This is a genomic window from Cohnella phaseoli (assembly GCF_003386235.1).
Classification (GTDB): Bacteria; Bacillota; Bacilli; order Paenibacillales; family Paenibacillaceae; genus Cohnella; species Cohnella phaseoli.
Genome location: NZ_QRDZ01000012.1, coordinates 67,624 through 88,668 on the forward strand (window position 1 = coordinate 67,624; position 21,045 = coordinate 88,668).

At 53.4% G+C, this 21,045-nt stretch carries 16 protein-coding genes and 1 pseudogene; all 17 read left to right on the forward strand.

Translation table 11 applies throughout. The features are described 5' to 3' along the window. The 17 genes and pseudogenes from DFP98_RS16090 to DFP98_RS16170 all read left to right on the forward strand — a co-directional run bounded on the left by DFP98_RS16090 (window position 1) and on the right by DFP98_RS16170 (window position 21,034). Window positions 1–1,977 carry a beta-galactosidase trimerization domain-containing protein gene (locus DFP98_RS16090; protein ID WP_116061633.1) on the forward strand — a complete coding sequence of 659 codons (1,977 nt, stop codon included), beginning with the start codon at window positions 1–3 and terminating at the stop codon, window positions 1,975–1,977. Between the two features lie 28 nt (window positions 1,978–2,005). After that, complete coding sequence (locus tag DFP98_RS16095) at window positions 2,006–3,049, forward strand: DUF2961 domain-containing protein (protein ID WP_116061634.1); 1,044 nt, start codon at window positions 2,006–2,008, stop codon at window positions 3,047–3,049. Between the two features lie 108 nt (window positions 3,050–3,157). Next, window positions 3,158–3,401, forward strand: a pseudogene (locus DFP98_RS40235) (hypothetical protein); the annotation flags it as partial. Between the two features lie 135 nt (window positions 3,402–3,536). Further along, on the forward strand, window positions 3,537–4,463 hold the full coding sequence (locus DFP98_RS16105) for an aldo/keto reductase (protein ID WP_116061635.1): 927 nt from the start codon (window positions 3,537–3,539) through the stop codon (window positions 4,461–4,463). Continuing rightward, window positions 4,463–5,215 (forward strand): sugar phosphate isomerase/epimerase family protein, encoded by a 753-nt coding sequence (locus DFP98_RS16110; RefSeq protein ID WP_116061636.1) that lies wholly within the window; start codon window positions 4,463–4,465, stop codon window positions 5,213–5,215. Before DFP98_RS16105 ends, DFP98_RS16110 begins: the two co-directional genes overlap by 1 nt. A 3-nt stretch (window positions 5,216–5,218) precedes the next feature. Next, window positions 5,219–5,959 (forward strand): MgtC/SapB family protein, encoded by a 741-nt coding sequence (locus tag DFP98_RS16115; protein WP_116061637.1) that lies wholly within the window; start codon window positions 5,219–5,221, stop codon window positions 5,957–5,959. Between the two features lie 37 nt (window positions 5,960–5,996). Then, a complete protein-coding gene (locus tag DFP98_RS16120; RefSeq protein ID WP_116061638.1) occupies window positions 5,997–9,119 on the forward strand; it encodes an alpha-mannosidase in 3,123 nt (1,040 codons plus the stop codon). Between the two features lie 18 nt (window positions 9,120–9,137). Further along, window positions 9,138–10,433 carry a glycoside hydrolase family 125 protein gene (locus tag DFP98_RS16125; RefSeq protein WP_116061639.1) on the forward strand — a complete coding sequence of 432 codons (1,296 nt, stop codon included), beginning with the start codon at window positions 9,138–9,140 and terminating at the stop codon, window positions 10,431–10,433. A gap of 17 nt (window positions 10,434–10,450) precedes the next feature. Beyond that, entirely contained in the window at window positions 10,451–11,170 is a 720-nt protein-coding gene (locus tag DFP98_RS16130; protein WP_116061640.1) for a glycerophosphodiester phosphodiesterase, read from the forward strand. A 409-nt stretch (window positions 11,171–11,579) separates the two neighbouring features. Further along, complete coding sequence (locus DFP98_RS16135; protein WP_116061641.1) at window positions 11,580–12,527, forward strand: ABC transporter permease; 948 nt, start codon at window positions 11,580–11,582, stop codon at window positions 12,525–12,527. An 84-nt stretch (window positions 12,528–12,611) separates the two neighbouring features. Then, the gene (locus DFP98_RS16140) at window positions 12,612–14,342 is read left to right on the forward strand and encodes an extracellular solute-binding protein (protein WP_246016563.1); all 1,731 of its coding nucleotides are present in this window, start codon (window positions 12,612–12,614) and stop codon (window positions 14,340–14,342) included. Between the two features lie 81 nt (window positions 14,343–14,423). Then, entirely contained in the window at window positions 14,424–15,329 is a 906-nt protein-coding gene (locus tag DFP98_RS16145; RefSeq protein WP_116061642.1) for a carbohydrate ABC transporter permease, read from the forward strand. A gap of 41 nt (window positions 15,330–15,370) precedes the next feature. Continuing rightward, window positions 15,371–16,261: a CehA/McbA family metallohydrolase gene (locus tag DFP98_RS16150; protein WP_116061643.1), complete on the forward strand. Its 891-nt coding sequence runs from the start codon at window positions 15,371–15,373 to the stop codon at window positions 16,259–16,261. An 87-nt stretch (window positions 16,262–16,348) separates the two neighbouring features. Beyond that, window positions 16,349–17,392 (forward strand): LacI family DNA-binding transcriptional regulator, encoded by a 1,044-nt coding sequence (locus tag DFP98_RS16155; protein WP_116061748.1) that lies wholly within the window; start codon window positions 16,349–16,351, stop codon window positions 17,390–17,392. Between the two features lie 25 nt (window positions 17,393–17,417). After that, a complete protein-coding gene (locus DFP98_RS16160; protein WP_116061644.1) occupies window positions 17,418–18,377 on the forward strand; it encodes a carbohydrate kinase family protein in 960 nt (319 codons plus the stop codon). Between the two features lie 90 nt (window positions 18,378–18,467). Beyond that, window positions 18,468–19,550 (forward strand): metallophosphoesterase family protein, encoded by a 1,083-nt coding sequence (locus DFP98_RS16165; protein ID WP_116061645.1) that lies wholly within the window; start codon window positions 18,468–18,470, stop codon window positions 19,548–19,550. After that, window positions 19,547–21,034: a leucyl aminopeptidase family protein gene (locus DFP98_RS16170; RefSeq protein WP_116061646.1), complete on the forward strand. Its 1,488-nt coding sequence runs from the start codon at window positions 19,547–19,549 to the stop codon at window positions 21,032–21,034. Before DFP98_RS16165 ends, DFP98_RS16170 begins: the two co-directional genes overlap by 4 nt. Window positions 21,035–21,045 lie beyond the last annotated feature (11 nt).

A 21,045-nucleotide genomic window follows, 5' to 3' on the forward strand; every position in this document is an offset into this window, starting at 1 on the left:
ATGAATCGTCTGGCAAGCAGGCAAGTGCATCTCGACTTTCATACTTCGGAATGGATACCTCAGGTAGGGGAAAGATTCGATAAACAACAATTTCAGCAAGCTCTTCTAGCGGGGAAGGTTAATTCCATTACCGTCTTTGCTAAGTGCCATCACGGCTGGTCCTATTATCCAACACATGCCGGGAAAATACATCCAACACTGCAAATGGATTTATTAGGGGCACAAATTGAAGCGGCTCACGAGATTGGCGTTCGGGCACCCATTTATATAACGGTAGGATTTTCTGCCAATGATGCGGAAGCACACCCGGATTGGGTCGTAAAAAATCAAGATGGTTCATTGGTATCGATTGGAATTGATCCGCAAGCGAAGCGGGAGGATAAACGGCCCGAAGTATCGTGGAAGTTTTTGTGTCCAAGCGGAGGCTATGCAGATTTAATCTATGCCCAAACGAAAGAGGTTTGCGATGCCTATGAAGTGGATGGACTGTTCTATGACATTTGCTTTTGGTCGTTGTGCTGGTGTGATACCTGTAAAGCCGGCATGGTTGAGTCAGGTCTAGATCCGACTAGCGAGATAAGCGCCAGACTCTACCATAAGCTGAAATGGCAGCGCTTCATGTCTGGGTGTACAAAAGTCATCCGAGAAAAACACTCTGATGCTTCTATCTTTTTTAATGGCAGTGCTTCGCCTTATGAGCCGGAATGGCACGATGGGCAAACCCACTTTGAATTAGAGGATCTCCCGACCACCTGGGGGGGATACGATAAAATGCCTTCTAGAGCGAAGTATTTCGCGCGAAGCGGCAAAGATTATTTGGGAATGACGGGCAAGTTCCATACCTCTTGGGGGGAATTCGGTGGCTTTAAGTCGAAGAATGCGCTTCGCTATGAAGTCGCGGCATTACTTACTTATGGAGCGCGTTGCAGTATTGGAGATCAATTGCACCCCTCAGGTGAAATGGATATGGAAACGTACCGTTTAATCGGCGAAGCTTATCAATACGTGGAACAAATCGAGCCTTGGTGTTACGACATCACCGAAACGACGCGATTAGGGATCGTACTCTCGCGAGAAGTAAAGTCCGATGAGGGACTAGTTAAGATGCTTCTTGAGGGACAGCTCGATTTCGACATCGTACTGGATAACGAAGATTTAAGCCGCTTTGATACCGTCATCCTGCCTGACTGTATCTTACTGGACTCTAAACAAGCGGAACGTTTCCATGCTTATCTCCAACAAGGCGGCAGTCTCTTTTTAACAGGGAAAAGCGGGCTTAATGTTGAGAAGAATCGATTCTTGATCGATATCGGTGCGGAATATGAAGGACCGTCGATGTTTGAAGACGACTATTTGCGATTACATGAACCGGGCTGGGAAGGGCTGGTGAAAAGTCCGGTCCTCTGCTACGAAGGTGCCGAACAATTAACGATGACGGATGGAGAAGTTCTAGCATCTGTTTTAAAACCTTATTTTAACCGGACCTATGCACAGTATTGCTCTCATCAAAATACGCCTTACCAATTAGAAGCATCCAACCAGCCGGGGGTCATTCGTAAAGGGAATGTCGTTTACCTTGCGCACTCTGTTTGCAAGCTCTATTACGATCATGGAGCGCAGTTTCATCGGGATTACTTCTTACAGGCATTAAAGCTGGTTTATCAAAATGCAGTGATGCAGGTAAACATGCCAAGCTCGGGCCGAGCACGCTTTGTCAAACAACAGGCCAACGACAGGTATGTGCTGCATCTGCTATATGCGACGCCGATCCAACGGGGTAGGACACTGGTCATTGATGACCTGCCGCCTCTCTATGATGTCGATGTAAGAGTAAGTATTATGGAGACCGTAAATCGGGTTTATCTGGTGCCGCAAGGACAAGAAATTTCATTCGTTCAGTTAGGGACACAAGTTGAGCTTAAGGTTCCTAAGTTAGAATGTCATCAAATGGTCGTTTTTGATTATACACCTAAGTGAACATAATGGATTAGGGGGAAAACATCCGATGTATGATTGGAAGCAGCTATCTCAGATTGGAATGAAGCAAAGTAGACTGAGCTCATCGACATGGCCTTACGATAAGCATCCGGAGCAACAGGAATTGTTAGCAGGTAGTCGAGTAACCATTCTTCATGCAGAAGGCCCGGGTGTCGTTTGTTCTATTCATGCTTCTAACTATAATGATCGAAAAGTAATTACAGATGTCGAAATGACATTGCCAAGAGATAATCGCGCAATGCGGGAGGTCATATTCAGGGTTTGGTACGATGATGAAGAAACACCTTCTATTGAACTTCCGTTCGTTGATTTTTTGGGTGATGTAGACTATGGTGCAGACTATTACAACACCGTATATTTTTCGAAGGTCATGTACTCACATAATTTTCGGATCCCGATGCCGTTTAGAAAGTCCATTCGAGTTGAATTAGAGAATCCGACGACAACGGATTTAATGGGGTACACCGATATTCAGTGGGAACAACAGCTAAGCGCATTGCCCGAGCATACTGGCTACTTATATACGGATTATAGAAGTGGAAATCTGACGATACCGGATGAAATCTTAGAGGTTTGTTCTATCGACCGTCCCGGCGTCATCGTCGCGCATTGGTTTCAAATCGAAGGGGATCATCCGAACTGCCATCAGGGTGAGATTCTGTGCGAAGCCAACATGGAATTCTATATGAATGAAGATTTAAAACCGTCCATGGAATATTTGGGGATTGAAGATCTTTACGGTTACTCATGGGGTTTTTCAAAATTACAATCCGATCACTATGCTGCGATTATTCGTAAAGATGACCTGCCCAATGGAGGGGCACGAATTGGCATGCTGCGCTGCAGAGGGAATGATGCCATACATTTTACAACATCCTGTGTAGTGAAACTCGATTATACACAGGAATATTTCTCGGCATTATCGGTAAATCCCAATCATGAAGCGCATCCTGAATTCAAGAAAAGAGGTAAAACGAAGTTGGATGCGACGTATTTAAGTTGCTATTATTACTATGCTTCACCCCATAGGTCTACCGCAAGAATCCGGTAATCAGCTGGATCACAAAAAAGCTTCATTGACGTCCAAGGACGCCGATGTAGCTTTACTTGTTTATCCGTTGTCAAGAAGAACCCCCTTTGCCATTCAGCTGGATAGGAACCAATGGTACCGAAGAACGTAGAGTATCAGGCGCTACACCGCTATTTCACGATACGAGGTCAGAAGCCCGCTTCAGAAGAAACAGTCGCTCGTCGCATTGTGTGGAAAACTCATTCGAGTCCTGTATACGCTGGGGATTAATGTCGTCTCGCTGCCTAATTTGCTCCATCACTCGCCGACCGATAGGAAAAACAAGCAAATTAGAAATTTCCTACTTGTCTTCCGAGAATACGATAGACTATAATACGGACTATAGTCAGATATGTAAGCGTTTGTTATGGAATCGATACCAGAATCGTTGGGTATCGATAATAATATCAGTATGGAATCGATACCACATTGCGAAACACAACTAAAATTATTGCTGGAGGGGAACCGGATGAAGTTCGTCGAGGTGAACGGAATCAAGCTGTCGCAGCTTATGATCGGCACGGGAGACATCAAGAAGTGGGGCAGCACGGAGATGCTGGATCAGTTCGTGGCGGCGGGAGGTACGGCAATCGATACGGCGCATCAATATCGCGAGGCGGAAAAGATCGTCGGACAATGGCTGCGGGAGACGGGAAATCGGGATCGGGTGGTCATTCTGACCAAAGGAGCCCACCATGACGACGGCAGCCCGGGAGCCAGAGTTACTTCCGAAGCGATCCGCAAGGATCTATCCGAGAGTTTGGAGCGGCTTGGCACCGATCGCATCGACTTGTATGCGCTGCATCGGGACGATCCTTCCGTTCCCGTAGGGCCGGTTATCGAAGAGCTGAACCGGCATCTCGAAGCAGGAACGGTGCGGGCGATCGGCGCTTCGAACTGGACTTATTTGCGAATCAAGGAAGCGAACGAATACGCCGCCAGCCACGGCTTAAAGGGCTTTATGTTCAACAGCGTCAACCTGAGCTTGGCTAAAGCCAACGAGCCTCGCTGGGAAGGTTGCGTATCGGCGGACGAGGCGACCAGCGACTGGCATAAGGCGAATCAGCTGCCGTTGCTGTCGTGGTCGGCGCAGGCGGGCGGATTTTTCGCCGGACTGTTCTCTCCTGAGGACCGTTCCAATGCGGAGATGGTCAGAGTGTATTACAACGAAGACAATTGGGAGCGATATCGCAGAGCGGTTAAGCTGGCTGAGATGAAAGGCGTTTCCTCAAATCAGATCGCCTTAGCGTTCGTGCTCAATCGTCCCTTCCCGACCGGAGCTATCATCGGCCCACGCAGTCAATCCGAGCTTAACGATTCCTTGCAGGCGATGAATATTGAGTTAACCGGGGAGCAGCTGGAATGGCTGAACCTGGAGAGAGAGGAGCTGGCGTAATGAGAGAGAAGCTTGCGGCACAGCTGTTTACGGTGAGAAACGAGCTCAAACGCGATTTTATCGGGACGTTGAGAGAGCTGAAGAAGATGGGCTGGGCGGCCGTTCAAATCGACGGTCTGCACGGCAACGATCCGAAGGAAATTGCAGAGGCCATGCGGGAGCTCGGGCTTAAGACGGCAGGCATGCATGTCGGGTTGGAACGGATGAACAACGACTTGGAAGCTGTGCTTGAAGAAGCGAGGCTGTTCGATACGAAGGACTTCATCTGCCATTCGCTGCCGGATCGACTGCAGAATGAAGATGGCTACCGTACTGTGCGCAGGGATTTGCTGGCCGTTTCGGAGAAAGTGTCTCATCTTGGCTTCCGCGTCGGCTACCATAATCACGACTTTGAATTTCATACGGAGATCGACGGGCGCTACGCTCTCGACTATGTGCTGGATTTGGACGCCGAACGTCCGATCTACGCGGAGATCGATACTTACTGGGTCAAGAAGGCGGACCTTGATCCGCTCCAATACATTAGCAAATATGCCAATCGGATGCCGATTCTTCACCTCAAGGATATGACTGCGGACGATCGGCGGTATTTCGCGGAAATCGGCAGCGGAGTTATCGATTTCGCTCCGATCCTTCGCTGGGGCGAGGCGAACGGCGTCGAATGGTATGCCGTCGAACAGGACTACTGCCCGGGAAGTCCGCTCGACAGTCTGGCGAACAGCTTGGAATATTTGACGAAGAGGCTGCCGTGATCGATGTTGAGCGGTGTGGAACTGATATTCGATCCTAAAGTATGGCAGATTAGCAGCTGGGAGCTGACCCTTAGAATACTGCTTGCCCTCGTATTAGGCGGATTGATTGGACTGGAACGGGAGCTTGGCGGTCATTCCGCCGGCTTCCGGACGCATATTCTCGTGACGATGGGTTCCGCGATCATCGTGCTGCTATCCGCATACGGCTTCTCCTCGTTCGCTTCGGAACCGAACGTGCGGATGGACCCGGCCCGACTGGCCGCGCAGGTCATCAGCGGCATCGGTTTTCTCGGAGCGGGAACGATTATGCGCACGGGGTTGACCGTGTCGGGTCTGACGACGGCGGCGTCGCTGTGGGTATCCGCGGCGATCGGGCTGTCGGCCGGAGCGGGATTTTACTACTGCGCGATCATATCGACCTGTCTGGTGGTGATCAGTTTGTTTGTCCTGAACAAGGTAGAAAAGCTGTTCTCACGAACGAAGAAAATACGGGAAGTACAAATCAAAATGGACAGAAAGTCGGCGGGCCTGGGTGCCGTGCTGGCTTACCTGAATCGGAGCGGGCTGCAGATCAACAAGCTGACCGTGGACAACGAAGAGCAGTCCGATGCGCCGAGCGGACGCTGCTTGATTCTGCGCATTCAGGTCAAATTAAAGAAGGTAAAGAAATACGAGGAAGTGATCGCCGCGTTGGTCGGCATGGAAGGCGTCGTCGGTTTCGAAACGCTGGATATGACGGCATGAATGCAGCCGGGCGGTCGGATGGAAAGGAGCTTGAACTATGCTGTTAACGGAATCGAAAATTAAGGAACGTCTGCAGGAGCTGGAAGCGACGAGGTATCGGGACGCAATTGCGATCGAAGCTTTCCGCTGGACGGAGGACGAGAGCGGCGAAGTCGCTCCCAAGCCTCCTCAAGCTGAGGGGAGCGAGACGATCCGGCTCGGAGAGACTTGGGTCGGACGAGACAGATATGCATGGCTTTCGCATACCGCGACTGTTCCGCAGCAGTGGGCTGGACGCAAAGTGATTGGCCGCTTTGACTTCGGCGAGACCGGAGGAGGCAACAACTCGGGATTCGAATCGTTGTTCTACTTGAACGGCGCGCCATATCAAGGCGTCGATTCCAACCACACGGAAGTCTTTTTCCCGCAGGAGACGGTCGGAACCGACATTCGGATCGATATCCGGCTGTGGTCGGGGCTTGAAGGCGGAGGCCCGCCGAAGCCGCGCAAACATACGATCCAGGTGGCCGAGCTTTGCTGGCTGGATGAGGCAACGGACGATTATTACTATACGGCGCGCGCTGCGCTCGAGACGATCAAGACGCTGGACGCCAACCATCCCGACCGCATTCAGCTTGTGAACGCGCTGGATCGCTCGCTGCTTAAAATCGACTGGTCCTATCCTCGTTCGGAAGCGTTTTACTCTTCGGTGAGCGAGGCTCGCGATTCGCTTCGCTCTGATGTGGCCGCTATCGAAAAGCATTCCCGCGTTACGGTGACTTGCATCGGCCATACGCACATCGACGTGGCGTGGCTGTGGCGGCTCAAGCATACTCGCGAGAAATGCGCCCGTTCGTTCTCGACCGTGCTGCGGTTGATGGAGCTGTTCCCGGACTATGTCTTTTTGCAAACGCAGCCTCAGCTCTACGAATACGTGAAGAACGATTTTCCGGAAATCTACGAGAAAATCAAGGAGCGTGTCCAGGAAGGCCGCTGGGAAGCGGCCGGGGGCATGTGGCTGGAAGCCGATTGCAACCTGACGTCCGGCGAATCGCTCGTGCGCCAGTTGCTGTTCGGAACCCGTCTGTTCCGCGAGGAATTCGGCTCGGAATGCCGCTATTTGTGGTTGCCTGACGTATTCGGCTATAGCTGGGCTTTGCCGCAAATTTTGAAGAAATCCGGCATCGATACGTTTATGACGACCAAAATCAGCTGGAGCCAGTTCAACCGGATGCCGCACGATACGTTCCGCTGGCGCGGCATCGACGGCTCCGAGGTGCTCACCCATTTCATTACGACGCCCGACGAGCACGACAGCCCTTACTATACTTACAACGGGGTCGTCGAAGCGCAAATGGTCAAGGGCATCTGGGACAACTACCGCGATAAAAATATCAACGAAGAGCTGCTGCTGTCGTACGGCTACGGAGACGGAGGCGGAGGCGTCAACCGCGAAATGCTGGAGATGCGCCGCAGATTGGACGAAATGCCGGGGCTGCCCCATGTGAAGACCGGAACGGCCGACGCTTACTTCCAAGGCCTTCAAGAACGCGTCGCCAACACCGATCAGTACGTTCACACTTGGGACGGCGAGCTGTACCTGGAATTCCACCGGGGCACATATACGAGCCAAGCGTATAACAAGCGGATGAACCGCAAGCTGGAGCTGGGCTACCGCGAGGCGGAATGGTTGGGCGCTTTCGCGAGCCTTCTGAACGGAGATTGGTCCGCTTATCGCCAAGCCGACTTAAACGCAGGCTGGAAAATTATTTTGCGCAATCAGTTCCACGATATCATTCCCGGCTCCTCCATCAAGGAAGTGTACGAGGACAGCACGAAGGAGTATGCCGAGGCGAAGCAGACGGTCGACTCGGCTTGGGCGCACGCGACGAACGCCGTTCTTGCGCAGAAGGCGAAAGCGGTAACGGTATTCAACTCCTCGCCGTGGACGCGCAGCGACCTGGCCGAAGTGACGTTGCCTGAAGGCGCGGCAGACGGAGAGTGGATCGACGCGCAAGGCCGGATCCTTCCCGCAGAGCGCAAAGGAGATCGTTGGAACGTCAAGGTGGAAACGCCGGCAATGGGCTATGCGACGATCGGGTTCCGGCCATCCGCCGACAAGGGCTCTCAAGAGACAGCGTTCCGCTTCGAACAATCCGGCATCGACACGCCGCATTATCGGATCGACTGGAACGAAGCCGGCCAATTAACCGGAGTATGGGATAAGGCCGCAGGCAAGCAGGTGCTGGCGGACGGAGAGCGCGGCAACGTGCTTCAGGTGTTCGAGGACAAGCCGCTTATGTTCGACGCGTGGGACATCGATATTTACTATCAGCAGAAAATGCGCGAGGTGACCGAGCTGCAATCGGTTGAGCTGATTCACAACGGCTCGCTTTCGGCTTCCGTTCGCTTTGTCTGGAAGTATATGAATTCCACGATTTCGCAGGTGCTGCATGTATATGCGGACTCCAGACGCATCGACTTCGCGACAGAGGTCGACTGGCAGGAGCGGCAGCAGCTCTTGAAGGCGGCGTTCCCGGTCGCGGTGCGCTCGACTGAGGCGACCTACGACATTCAATTCGGCAACGTCAAGCGTCCGACGCACTGGAATACGAGCTGGGACTGGGCGAGATTCGAGTCGGTCGGCCACCAGTGGGCCGATCTGTCCGAGCGCGGCTACGGCGTCAGTCTGCTCAACGATTGCAAATACGGCTATGACATCAAGGGGCATACGATGCGCCTGAGCCTGATCAAGTCGGCGATCGAACCCGATCCCGATGCGGACAGAGGACATCACGAATTCACGTATGCGCTGCTCCCGCATCAAGGAGACTGGTACGAGGGCGGCACGGTCAAAGAGGCGTGGGCGCTCAACAACCCACTGCGCACCGGCGCAGGCGCTACGGCGAAAGCGGAAGCTTCCCTGCTCCGTGTGTCCTCCGATAACGTTATGATCGACGCGGTCAAGAAGGCGGAGGACTCGGACAGTCTGATCGTCCGGCTGCACGATTATTCCGGCATGCGGGAGAAAGTCGTCCTGACCAGCGATCTGAATGTCGTCTCCTGGCAGGAATGCGACCTGATGGAACGACCGATTGGCGAGCCGCAAGCCGCCGATCGCGTTGAGTTCAATCTGCTGCCGTACGAGCTCAGAACGTTTAAGCTCGACATTCGGGCTTAGATGAAGGAGGAACGAAGCATGAACGACGATTACAGCCGTTATCCGGAGGCGATGCAGAGACTGTTCGCGGAAGCGGACAAGAAGCTTGCCGGCCGTCCGAAGCTGCTGGGCATGTTCAAGCGCTGCTTCGCCAGCACGCTGGAGACGACGACCAAACGGATGGAGGACGGCTCGACATTCGTCATTACCGGCGATATTCCCGCGATGTGGCTGCGCGATTCCAGCGCCCAGGTAAGGCATTACATTCCGCTGGCTGCGGAGGATGCCGAGCTTGGCGCTATGATCGAAGGAGTCGTGCGTCGGCAGATGATGTATGTCGGCATCGATCCGTACGCCAATGCGTTTAACGAAAGCCCGAACGACGAGCGCTACGACGAAGACCTCACCGATCTTAATCCGTGGGTGTGGGAGCGCAAATACGAGATCGATTCGCTCTGTTATCCGGTGCAGCTCAGCTATTTGTACTGGAAGGCGACGGGGCGGACCGCGATGTTCGACGAGCAGTACCGTTCCGCTCTCCGCCGCATTTTGCAGCTATGGGAGACGGAACAGCATCACGACGCGCAATCTTCCTATCGGTTTCAGCGATTCGATTGCCCGCCGACCGATACGCTTCGCAACGGTGGCAAAGGCATGCCGGTAAATTACACCGGCATGACCTGGTCGGGCTTTAGGCCGAGCGACGACGCTTGCACGTTCGGGTACTTGGTTCCCTCCAATATGTTCGCTGCCGTCGTTCTCGGATACATGGCCGAAATTGCGGACCAGGTGTACCGGGACGAAAGGCTGCGCCGCAAGGCGGAGCGGCTGAAAGAGGAGATCGAGTTCGGTATCGAAGCTTACGGCACGCTCTTTCACCCGAAATACGGGAAAATCTACGCCTACGAAACGGACGGATACGGCAACCATCATTTGATGGACGACGCCAACGTACCTAGCTTGCTGTCGATTCCGTATCTCGGATATCGTTCAGCGGACGACCCGGTGTATCGCAATACGAGACGTTTTATTCTCAGCGAGGACAATCCGTATTATTATGAAGGTACGGCTGCGAGCGGCATCGGAAGTCCGCATACGCCGCATCGCTATATTTGGCACATCGCCCTCTCTATGCAGGGACTGACTTCCCGCGACCCGCAGGAGGCTGTGCGGCTGCTCGATACGTTGCTGGCGACGGATGCAGACACCGGCTTTATGCATGAAGGCTTTCACGCCGACGATCCTCAGCTCTACACTCGGCCGTGGTTTGCTTGGTCGAACAGCCTGTTCGCAGAGTTCGTGCACGGCTTGATGCGCCAAGGAGCATTCGATTGACGAAAGGAAGATAGGCTATGCGCCGAACGATGGTTGCCGCCCATACGGGCTGCGGGATTCATCCCGATAATACGATGGCTTCTTTCTATGAAGGAATGGAGCTGGGCGCCGACATCGTCGAAGTGGACGTGCGCGTTACCCGCGAGGGACGCGCCATCCTGCTTCATGACGATTCGCCCTATTTGCGCACGCACGCCTACGAACAGTTGAACGATTCGAGCGTTCGGGGCCTGCTCGACCCGATTTATGCAGAGCACGAAATCGCTACCCTGGAGCAGGTGCTGCAAGCCTCCGATCCTCAAGGAACAAAGCTGAATCTGGATCTGAAATCGGCCGACAGCATCGAGCCGACCGTCAGACTGATTCGGGAATTCGAGGCGCAAAAACGCACGTTTATTACGGGGTGCTCGGATCGCATAACAGAGCTGTATCCCGACATTCAAGTGATGCAGAATACGCCCGATTGGCTGACGATGGAGCAGATGGAACGCTACGGGGACTTTGCGGAAGCGGTTTGCGCGGAAGCGCGGCGCGGCGGATACGCCGGCCTGAACATGAACGGCTTTACCTGTCTGCCCCCGATCGTGAAATATGCGCATGCCGCAGGACTGAAGGTATGGGTCTATACGATTAACGAACGTCCGCTCATGGAGTGGTTTCTCGGCATGGGCGTAGACGCCATAACGACGAGAGCGCCGAGGCTGCTGCTGGAGCTTGCGAATGGCGCAAAAAATTAAAAATACCTGTAGCCAAGAGGAGAATTATTTGATATAATTCACTCATGGAAAGCGCTTTCTAAAACAAAGCGCAATTTTTTAACAAGCGACTGGTAACGATTTCAGAAAAGAGGAGTACGAGGCTCAGACAGGCGAAAGCTTCCGGTTTGAATTTCCAAAGAATTAGTTTTTCGCCGCTTTTACACAGTTTTTACATTCGGTTAACCGAATGGGGTTGTACGGAGTCTCCAAATCAGCTACGATCTCTTTGACAGTAGTTCCATTTTCAGGGGAGAAAAGCTTTTGCAGGACGTTCAACAACCGGTAATTCTGTAAAGGGGGAGGATCGAACGGGGAGCTAATAAAGTTTTTGAAACTCATTATGGAATCGATACCAGACGAAATTTCGAAAAGAAGGTGATTCCCGCCAATGAAGCAAACGAACGCCGCGCCGGCGCTGCAGGCTCCAAAACGGAGGCTCTGGAAGGAAATACTGAAGCACCGGTACCTATACATGATGGTGTTGCCTTGTATCGTTTTCTTTATCATTTTCAACTACATTCCGATGGGCGGGCTGCTCCTTGCCTTTAAGGATTACAAGTTCAACAAAGGGATTTTAGGAAGTCCGTGGGTCGGCTTCGATTACTTCCAGACCTTCTTTAATTCCTATCAAAGCGGAATGTTAATCAAGAACACGCTGATTATTAGCGGAATGAAGCTGTTTCTGTACCTGCCGTTCCCGATCATTCTCGCCTTGATGTTTAACGAGATTCGGAACAAATGGTTCAAAAATATTTCTCAAAGCATTCTTTACTTGCCGCACTTTATTTCCTGGGTCGTCGTCGTTGGTTTGGTCCAACGCATTCTCGCTCCCGACACAGGTTTGCTTAACCAGTTTATCTCCGGAATGGGCGGAGACGGAAGCACCTTCTTCATGATGGAACCGGACTACTTCTACCAGATCATGTTCGGAAGTCATCTGTGGAAGTCGATCGGTTGGGACTCGATCATCTACATGGCAGCCATCGCCGGAGTAAATCCCGACATGTACGAGGCGGCCAAGATTGACGGCGCCGGCAAACTGCGGGAAGTGTGGAGCATTACGATTCCGTCGATTACGCCGACCATTGTCATCCTGTTCATTTTGTCGCTGGGTAACATTTTGTCCGCCGGTTTCGATCAGCTTTACCTGCTGCGAACGCCGGGGAATATGCATCTAGCGGATATACTTGATACCTACATTATTCAAATAGGCTTGCAGGGCGGGCAATATGGCTACGCAACGGCAGTCGGCATGATGCAAGGGGTAATCGGATTGATTCTGGTCGTACTAGCGAACAAAATTTCTCGCAAGGTATCCGATACCGCATTGTGGTAACGATTCCATTCGACAAGTTCTCAGTGGTGGAAAACGTCTTTAGACGTATTTCATAAAACAAATTAGCGAAAAGGGGAAATACGCGTGAATAAGAAATGGGCGAAGTTTTTGGCGCTTCCGCTGGCAGCGACGATGCTGATCACGGGCTGTTCCAACAGCAATAACGGCGGAAGCAATGCAAGCAGCAGTCCGAGCGGCGACGCTTCGGTCGCTCCGGCAGACAAACCGGCAACCTGGATCGCCGATCGTAAAATCAAAGGGCTCGTATTCATGGGCACCGACGATTACACGGAAGATATGAACCCGGAGATCAAAGCCGAAATCAAGAAAAGAACAGGTATCGACTTCGAGATCGAGATCATGAAAGCCAGCAAATCGATCGACGGACTCATTGCGGGCATCGCAGCCAACGACTTGCCGGATTTCATCGCGTTCTACTTGAACAACAGCGGACGCCCGGAAATGCCGGTCGTGCTGAAGGCGGCGCGTGAAGGCGTATTCACCGACCTGACTCCGCTCATGAAAGATACGAAAGTATACAGCAAATATTTGCAGGAAGATTTTCTGCCTAACGATACGAAATACGGCGTTATGTTCCGTCCGGAATTCAACGGCTCTACTTATTTCATTCACATGAACGTCAACCGCGAGGGCGGTTACGACTCCCGCAAATATGCCGGAGGACCATACATTCGCAAAGACATCGCTGACGCGCTGGGCGTTGATCCACGCACGATCAAGACGACGGATCAGCTTTACGAGCTGGCGAAGAAGATCAAACAAGGCGGCTTCAAAGACAGCAACGGCAAAGACGTAGTTCCGATCGGCCCGAACTACTGGGGCGGACAGGAAATCGGCAAGCTGTTCGGCGATCTGGAGTGGGGCGAAGAGAATCAATGGATCCGTCCGGACGAATCCGGCAAGATGCAGCACGAGGCGCAAAACCCGCTTGTGATGAAGAAAGTCGAATATGTGCAAAAGCTGCTCTCGGAAAAGCTGATTCACCCGGAATTCTTCACGCTGGACGAATCGCAATCGACGGAAGGCGCGCTTAACGGCACATGGGGAATTATCGCCAACATGCACAACTATCAAGATTTCAACCAAGATATGCACTATCTGCCGCTGGGTCCTTTGAACGGCATTGACGGCGAGTATCAAATGCAGGTCGCATTCAAATCGGGCTACTCGGCGTGGGCGATTCCGTCGACGACGAAAAATCCGGAAGACATTATGAAGTTCGCGGATTATTTGGCTACGCGCGAAGGCAAGCTTCTGTGGAAATACGGTCTGGAAGGCCGCGACTATACGTTAGGCGCTGACGGCAACCCTCTCGTGAAGCAAGAAGTTATGGATCTACGCACGAATGACTCGAATGCAGCCAAAGCGCTTGGCTTCGGCGGCGTTAAGAACTACTGGGGCGAATTGCTCGGCAGCACCGACATCGACTGGATGGCCGACTTCGGAGAAATGGAGTATGGCGATAAGCTGCAGGACTCGACGAGCCAAGGCGCGCTGGAAATCGCGAAGTATTGGGACTGGGACGCGAAGCGCGCGAACGCCAACGTCTTCGACGCTTATTCTCCAAACGCGTTCCTGGGCGAATTCGCCAGAGGCAACGAGCTGAAAGCGGCGTTCGACAACTACAAAGACAGCCTGGTTAAAGCTTACTACAGCAAAACTCCGGAAGCAGGAAAAGCAGTTATCGACAGCGCTCTGAAGCAAATGCAGGCTGCCGGACTGGACGACTATCTGAAACTGCTTGATCAGAAGCACGCAGATCCGCACACGAAGATTTCGTATCGCGCATTCTAATTCAGAATAACGCAAGTTATCAAGCAGGGCGGTTTTATCCGGTCGGATAAAACCGCCTGCCTTTCCAGAGGAGGGGAGTACGTGGGTAACGAATTTTATAAGACAAGTACAAGCGAGAAACTGTTCAAATTTATCAACTACGCCCTGATTGTTGCGCTGTGCTTGTCGATCATTCTTCCTTTCTTGAACATTACGGCTCTGGCATTTAATCCGGGCAGGGATGCGGAAAGAGGCGGCATTTACTTCTGGCCGCGCATTTGGTCGCTGGAAAACTTCGAGAAGGTGTTCGAGTCGTCGAATATCGCCACCGCATTTGGCATCTCGATTTTCCGTACCGTTGTCGGTACGGTCGCAAGCGTATTTCTGACGGCGATGGCGGCGTATGCGCTGAAGAGCAAGACGATTCCCGGCGGAAAATTTCTGACGATGCTTGTGTTTTTCACCATGCTGTTCGGCGGCGGCATTATCCCGTATTACATGTTGCTGAAATCTCTCTACTTGACCAATAACATCTGGGTGTACGTTATCCCGGGTCTGTACAGCGCTTGGAACCTGATCATTTTCCGTACCTTTTTCCAACAGATCCACGTGAGCCTGGAGGAGTCGGCTCGGATTGACGGATACAACGATTTCACGATTTTCACTCGCATCATCCTGCCTTTGAGCCGACCGGTTCTTGCCGTTATTGCGTTGTTTAACGCAGTTGGCCACTGGAACGACTGGTTTACGGGAGCGTTCTACGTGAGATCGGCCAATCTTCGTCCGCTGACGACGCTGATGCAGGAAATGCTCATGAGCGCGGAAGCCATGCGCGAAACGCTGGAACAGGCGGCAGGCTCCTATCATCTGATCGACCGCATCCAGGTGACGGGCAACTCTCTGAAGATGGCGATGATTATTGTCGTTGTAACGCCAATCATTATGATTTATCCTTTTGTTCAACGATATTTTGCCAAAGGTATTATGATCGGCTCCATGAAGGAATAACCGGTATTTGAACTCGGAACAGAGAGCGGGGGGAATTCGCGATGAAAATAGCAAACCCTTATACGAACCAAGGGACATGGCTGAAGGGCAGCTTCCACAACCACACGACGAACAGCGACGGCTGGTTTCCGCTAGAAACGGTATATAAAATGTATGGCGGGTATGATTTTCTCGGCATTTCCGATCACGACAAAATTACGAAGCACGAGGGCAAACGGGAAATTCCGACCGTATTCGAAGCGATCGAGGTCAGCAGCCGCCAAACGCACATGCTTCTCGTACAGCCGCCCCACAAGATCATGGAAGACTACAGCAACGAGTTTACGATTGAAAATTACCAGCGTTTCGTCGATCTGACGGTAGAGAACGGCGGGTTTGCGGTGCTTGTGCATCCGAATCGTTTCTTCTCCAACTATTGGAATCTGGAAGATATGCTGGCGATGGATCGTTATCTCGGCGTGGAAGTATATAACGGAGACGGCAATCCGGAATACGATATCGCTTTTGACAAGTGGGATGCGATTCTTTCCACGGGCTACCGGGTATGGGGCTTCGGCAACGACGATTCCCACGTATACGGCCAAGAGAAACGCGCCTGGAATGTCGTCATGGCGGAAGAAAACACGACAGAAGCGATCATTCGCGCGATCAAGGCCGGCAACTTTTACGTCTCGACGGGATACGGCTTTGAAGGCATCCGGGTCGAAGGCAATACGATCGTAGCGGATCTGCGCTCGAACGAGCTGCTCGACAAAATGTACAAATATGTGACGTTCTTCGGCAAAGACGGCAAAGTGCTCAAGGAGTCGACCGGCCGAATTTCGCAGGCGCAGTACGAATGCCAAGGCAATGAAGGATACGTACGCGTGGCAGTGTATTTGGAAGGCGGATATTCCGCATTTTCTCAACCGCTATTCGTGGAAAAGGAATGATTTAGTAGGAAGTTGGAAGGAGTTGGCGGCGGCTTCGGCGAATTATGTCAGTTGGATGCTTTTTTAGTTTGCGACGAGGTGAATGAGATGCAGGTTAAGATCAAAGATGTGGCCAAGATGGCAGGCGTATCTGTGACGACCGTGTCCAGAGTGTTGAACGGAGAGAAATACGTTAAAGACGATCTCAAAGCGAAAGTGAACCGAGTCATCGAAGAATTGGGATACGCTCCGAGTCAAATCGCCCGCAGCTTGGTGCGCAAAAAGACGAACCTCATCGGAGTCATCGTGCCCGACTTGACATCCAGCTTTTATTCGACGATTTTGAGCAGCATCGAGGAACGTGCGAGCGCCAACGAATACCATCTGCTTGTCTGCAACATCAGCGAGGACATCGACAAAGAGTACAAATATTTAAACGTTTTTCAGGAAATGCGTGTCGAAGGCATCATTATTATGCACGAGAAAATAAACGAGCAAATTCGCGCATTTATTCATAAAATCAACACGCCGGTCATCTTCTCCAGCGTTAAGCCGATGGATCAGAAGTTTATTTCGGTCATCGTCGACGACTATGCCGCCTCTTATGATGCAACGCGTTATTTGATCGAGCAGGGGCACGAGACGATTGGATTTATCGGCGGAGACATGCGGGACGTGACCTCCGGCCAGAATCGGTACAGCGGCTATCGCAATGCGATGTCGGACTTCGGCAAGAAGCTGGTGTTCGAGCATATCCGTTTTGGCGATTACAAGGTTCAGAGCGGCTACGACCAGATGAAGGAAATGTTGAGCGCGGGCAGTCCGCCTTCGGCGGTATTCGCGGTCAGCGACGACATGGCGGTCGGCGCCATCAACTGCATTCGGGATCATAATCTGCGAGTGCCGGAAGATATTGCGATCATTGGTTTCGACGGAAGCCAATTGACCGAGCTTGTCCGTCCAACGCTGACTTCGATGGAGCAACCGATTCACCAGATGGGCAGGGTGACGATGGACGTGCTGCTCAAGTTGATTGCCGGCGATACGCCTCCGGACGGAGACGTTGTGCTCGAGCATCGCCTGGTCGTTCGGGAGAGCTCGCGCAGCCAGGAACGGCAAGCGGACGAAATAAAAGGATTGGAACAGGAATAAGCAAGCCAATGGGGAAGTGACAACTGTGAAATCATATGACGCAATCGTTATCGGCGATGCGAACATCGATCTGGTCGTTGCGGGGTGCGAGGAAATTCCCGGCCCCGGCCAGGAAGTATTCGTTCCCAACATGACGTTGCATGTCGGCGGGGGAGCGGCTTTGTTCAGCTTGGCGCTGGCCAAGCTCGGATTAAAAATCGCATTTAACGGGATTCTTGGAGAAGATGGTTTCGGGCAATATGTCCGGAGTCAATTTTCTCGTTATGGAATCGATACCAGATATATTCGTACCAGCAAAAAGAACAATACCGGCATCTCCATCGCGATCAATCCAGAGAAGGATCGCTCTTTTATTTCTTATGCCGGCACCAACGCGGAGATGAGCCTGATGGAGCTGGATATGGACAGCGTTGCCGCCGGTCGCCACGTTCATCTGACCGGATATCGTGGAAGCCAAAACCATCGGGATTACATGGAGATGACCCGGAAACTCAAGGCGCTGGGTGTGACGACCTCAATCGACGTAGGCTGGGATGACACCGGGGAGTGGTATAACGGCATTTTTGAGCTGATGGGCGAGGTGGACGTCTTTTTCATGAACGAAGTGGAGGCTATGAACTACACGGGCTGTTCCACTATAGAGGATTGTCTGCAGGTGCTGACTCGGCACAGCCGCCATATTGTGCTTAAGCTCGGCTCCAAGGGCGCCGTTGCGGCAGTCGCCGGATCGACGACGTACCGCTCCAGCTTTCCGGTAACTGTAAGGGATACGACGGGAGCGGGGGATTCGTTCAACGCCGGCTACATTTACGGCTTTCTGTCCGGACGCAGCGCAGCGCAAAGTCTGCTGTACGCCAACGGCTGCGGGGCGATGTCGGTCAGCCAGTACGGAGGCAATACGGGAACGTCGGACGGGGCTTCGCTGGAAAAGTTCATTGCGGAGAAAATCGGGCATACGACGGACAGTTGGGAAGCTGTGAGTTAACGGGACGGTTTGCAGACGCGAAAGTGAAGTGCAGGCGGTCAAGAGGGATGAGCGTCGACAGGGGAAGCACGAGCGCCGAGGAGGAGAAAAATGAGCTTGAAATTTAATGGGGACGGCAAATTCAAAATTGTCCAATTTACGGATATGCATTTCGGGGACGACAAGGAGGAGGACCGGATCAGCGACGGCAAGACGGCTGATCTCGTCCAACGGATCATCGCCTCGGAGAAGCCGGATTTGATCGTGCTGACCGGCGATATGATCTGGAGCCACGGCGTTCCCGATCCTAAAGCGAGCTTTCGCCGGGCGCTCGCGCCGGTTGTCGCCTCCGGGCTTCCTTGGGCGGCCGTATTCGGCAATCATGACGCCGAAGCGCGCGTGACTCACGAAGAGTTGCTGGCCATTCAGCAGGAAAATGACAAATGCCTTTCCGTTGCCGGCCCTGCTGACATCCATGGGACCGGCAATTATGTATTAACGGTGCAAGGAAGCGAAGGCGAAGCGGCTGTGGCTGCGGCCCTTTACTTCTTCGATTCCGGCATTAACGCTCCGGAGCCGATCGGCGGATACGCCTGGATTCACACCGACCAGGTGAATTGGTATACGCAGCAGGCTCGACAATTGGCGGAACGGGCCGGAACGGGAATCGGGCCCGAGGCGAGGGCTGCGACAGGATCGGCGGCAGTGGCAGGGCCGGAGACAACGGCAGGGTCAACGACAGTGGAAGGGCCGGAGGCAACGACAGGGTCGGGGACAGCTGTAGACGTAGGGGCAGTTTCAGGGCCAGTCTCAGGGGCAGTTTCAAAGGCTGTCTCAGCGGCACCGCTGCCGGCGCTCGCTTTTTTCCACATTCCCGTGCCAGAGTACGATGAGGTGTGGGAGGCCGGACTGGCAACGGGCACGAAGGAAGAGCGGGTCGAATGTCCGAAAATCAACACCGGCTTGTTCGGCGCCATGGTGCAGATGGGCGATGTGATGGGGACCTTCGTCGGCCACGATCACGACAACGATTATTGCGGCACGCTTCACGGCATTCGCCTCTGTTACGGTCGAGTAACGGGCTACAACTGCTACGGCAAGCTGCAGCGCGGCGCTCGCGTGATTCAACTGACGGAAGGGCGCCGCGATTTCGAGACCTGGATCGTCGAAGCGGACGGAGGGATCGTGCGATGAACTTCGAACTGATCGCTGCAAGCGCTGCGGGTGTCGGGAGCGGAACCGGTGGGAACGGCGATACTGTGGGAGTCGACACGATGATCGTTCCCGTGTTTGCGGAAAGTCTTCAGCGGATGCCAGAGGGGCTGGCTTCTTCCAAGCTGCTGCCTCGTATGGCGGACAGACATGCGACGACCTGGCTCTATGGTGCAGAAGGTCGGCCCGACGTTCTCTTCGTCGGCTTAGGCGAAGCGGCCAAGTACGGTCTGCATGTGCTGCGGGATGCCGCAGGAGAAGCGGGCCGCGCGCTGGTTCGCGAGAATCGGCTAACGGCCGTCTTGATATTTGCGGGGCTGACTGCAGGGCGACCTTCTTGCGATGGAGGAACGGATGAGGTAGAGGCTTGGGTAGAAGGATCGCTGCTCGGCGTTTATTCTTTCGACAAGTATAAGAAGGACGCCAAGGCCCGCGCGGCTGCGACGATCCGGCTTGCTGTCGGCGACGACGCGGCGCTTAGGGAAGCGATTCGTATCGGGAGCATACGGGCGGAGAGCACGATTTGGGCGCGCGATCTGATCAACGAGCCGCCGAACCGTCTTCGTCCACTCGACCTGGCGGCAAGGGTGAAGGAGCGTTTTACCGATACTGAGGCGCAAGTGACTCTGTACGAAGGCGAGCAATTGGAACAAATGGGCTTCGCAGGAGTGACAGCCGTAGGCAAGGGGAGCGAGCATCCGCCGGTTTTTATCGAAGTTCGCTACTGCTCCGACTCGTCGAAGCCTTTAGTTGCGTTGGTCGGCAAGGGCATTACCTTCGATACCGGAGGCATCAGTTTGAAGCGCGATCATGATATCAGCGATATGCGGATGGATATGGCGGGAGCAGGGGCGACTTTGGCCGCGCTCGACATTCTTGTCCGCAGCGGTGCATCCGTGAATGCGGCGGTACTGGTGCCGGCGGCGGAGAACAGCCCTTCGGGCCGCGCGCTGCTGCCCGGAGAGATCATTACTTATGCGAACGGCTTGTCGGTTCAGGTCGGCAACACCGACTCGGAAGGGCGACTCGTTCTGGCTGATGCCTTGATCTACGCCCATTGCATTGGCGCAGAGCAGGCGATCGACGTGGCAACGTTAACCTATTCCGTTGTAGGAGCCCTCGGCACTAAAGTGGCCGGTATTCTCGGCGACGATGAGCTTGCGCGGGATGTACGGGCAGCGGGCGAGCCATTCGGAGAGCGCGTCTGGCAGCTTCCGCTCATTGACGAATACGAGGCTTATCTAGCCAGCGATTACGCCGATACGAGCAACATCAGCCGGGTCGGCGAGGCGGGCGCGATTACGGCGGCGCTGTTTTTGCGCAAGTTTGTTCATCCCTCCCTCAGATGGGCGCATATCGATATGAGCGGCACGAAGGAAGCTTCGTCGGCCAAAGGACAACACGCCGTCGGCGCAACCGGCTTCGGAGCGCGGATGCTGGCCGAATATGTCTCGAGGATGAAGTAGGCAGCGTGCTG

Excerpts from the sequence above, each read along its gene's own strand:
- DFP98_RS16165 (WP_116061645.1), top strand. The coding sequence starts at position 18,468 with ATGAGCTTGAAATTTAATGGGGACGGCAAATTCAAAATTGTCCAATTT.
- DFP98_RS16130 (WP_116061640.1), top strand. The coding sequence starts at position 10,451 with ATGCGCCGAACGATGGTTGCCGCCCATACGGGCTGCGGGATTCATCCC.
- DFP98_RS16110 (WP_116061636.1), top strand. The coding sequence starts at position 4,463 with ATGAGAGAGAAGCTTGCGGCACAGCTGTTTACGGTGAGAAACGAGCTC.
- DFP98_RS16090 (WP_116061633.1), top strand. The coding sequence starts at position 1 with ATGAATCGTCTGGCAAGCAGGCAAGTGCATCTCGACTTTCATACTTCG.
- DFP98_RS16125 (WP_116061639.1), top strand. The coding sequence starts at position 9,138 with ATGAACGACGATTACAGCCGTTATCCGGAGGCGATGCAGAGACTGTTC.
- DFP98_RS16095 (WP_116061634.1), top strand. The coding sequence starts at position 2,006 with ATGTATGATTGGAAGCAGCTATCTCAGATTGGAATGAAGCAAAGTAGA.
- DFP98_RS16115 (WP_116061637.1), top strand. The coding sequence starts at position 5,219 with ATGTTGAGCGGTGTGGAACTGATATTCGATCCTAAAGTATGGCAGATT.
- DFP98_RS16150 (WP_116061643.1), top strand. The coding sequence starts at position 15,371 with ATGAAAATAGCAAACCCTTATACGAACCAAGGGACATGGCTGAAGGGC.
- DFP98_RS16135 (WP_116061641.1), top strand. The coding sequence starts at position 11,580 with ATGAAGCAAACGAACGCCGCGCCGGCGCTGCAGGCTCCAAAACGGAGG.
- DFP98_RS16105 (WP_116061635.1), top strand. The coding sequence starts at position 3,537 with ATGAAGTTCGTCGAGGTGAACGGAATCAAGCTGTCGCAGCTTATGATC.
- DFP98_RS16170 (WP_116061646.1), top strand. The coding sequence starts at position 19,547 with ATGAACTTCGAACTGATCGCTGCAAGCGCTGCGGGTGTCGGGAGCGGA.
- DFP98_RS16155 (WP_116061748.1), top strand. The coding sequence starts at position 16,349 with ATGCAGGTTAAGATCAAAGATGTGGCCAAGATGGCAGGCGTATCTGTG.
- DFP98_RS16120 (WP_116061638.1), top strand. The coding sequence starts at position 5,997 with ATGCTGTTAACGGAATCGAAAATTAAGGAACGTCTGCAGGAGCTGGAA.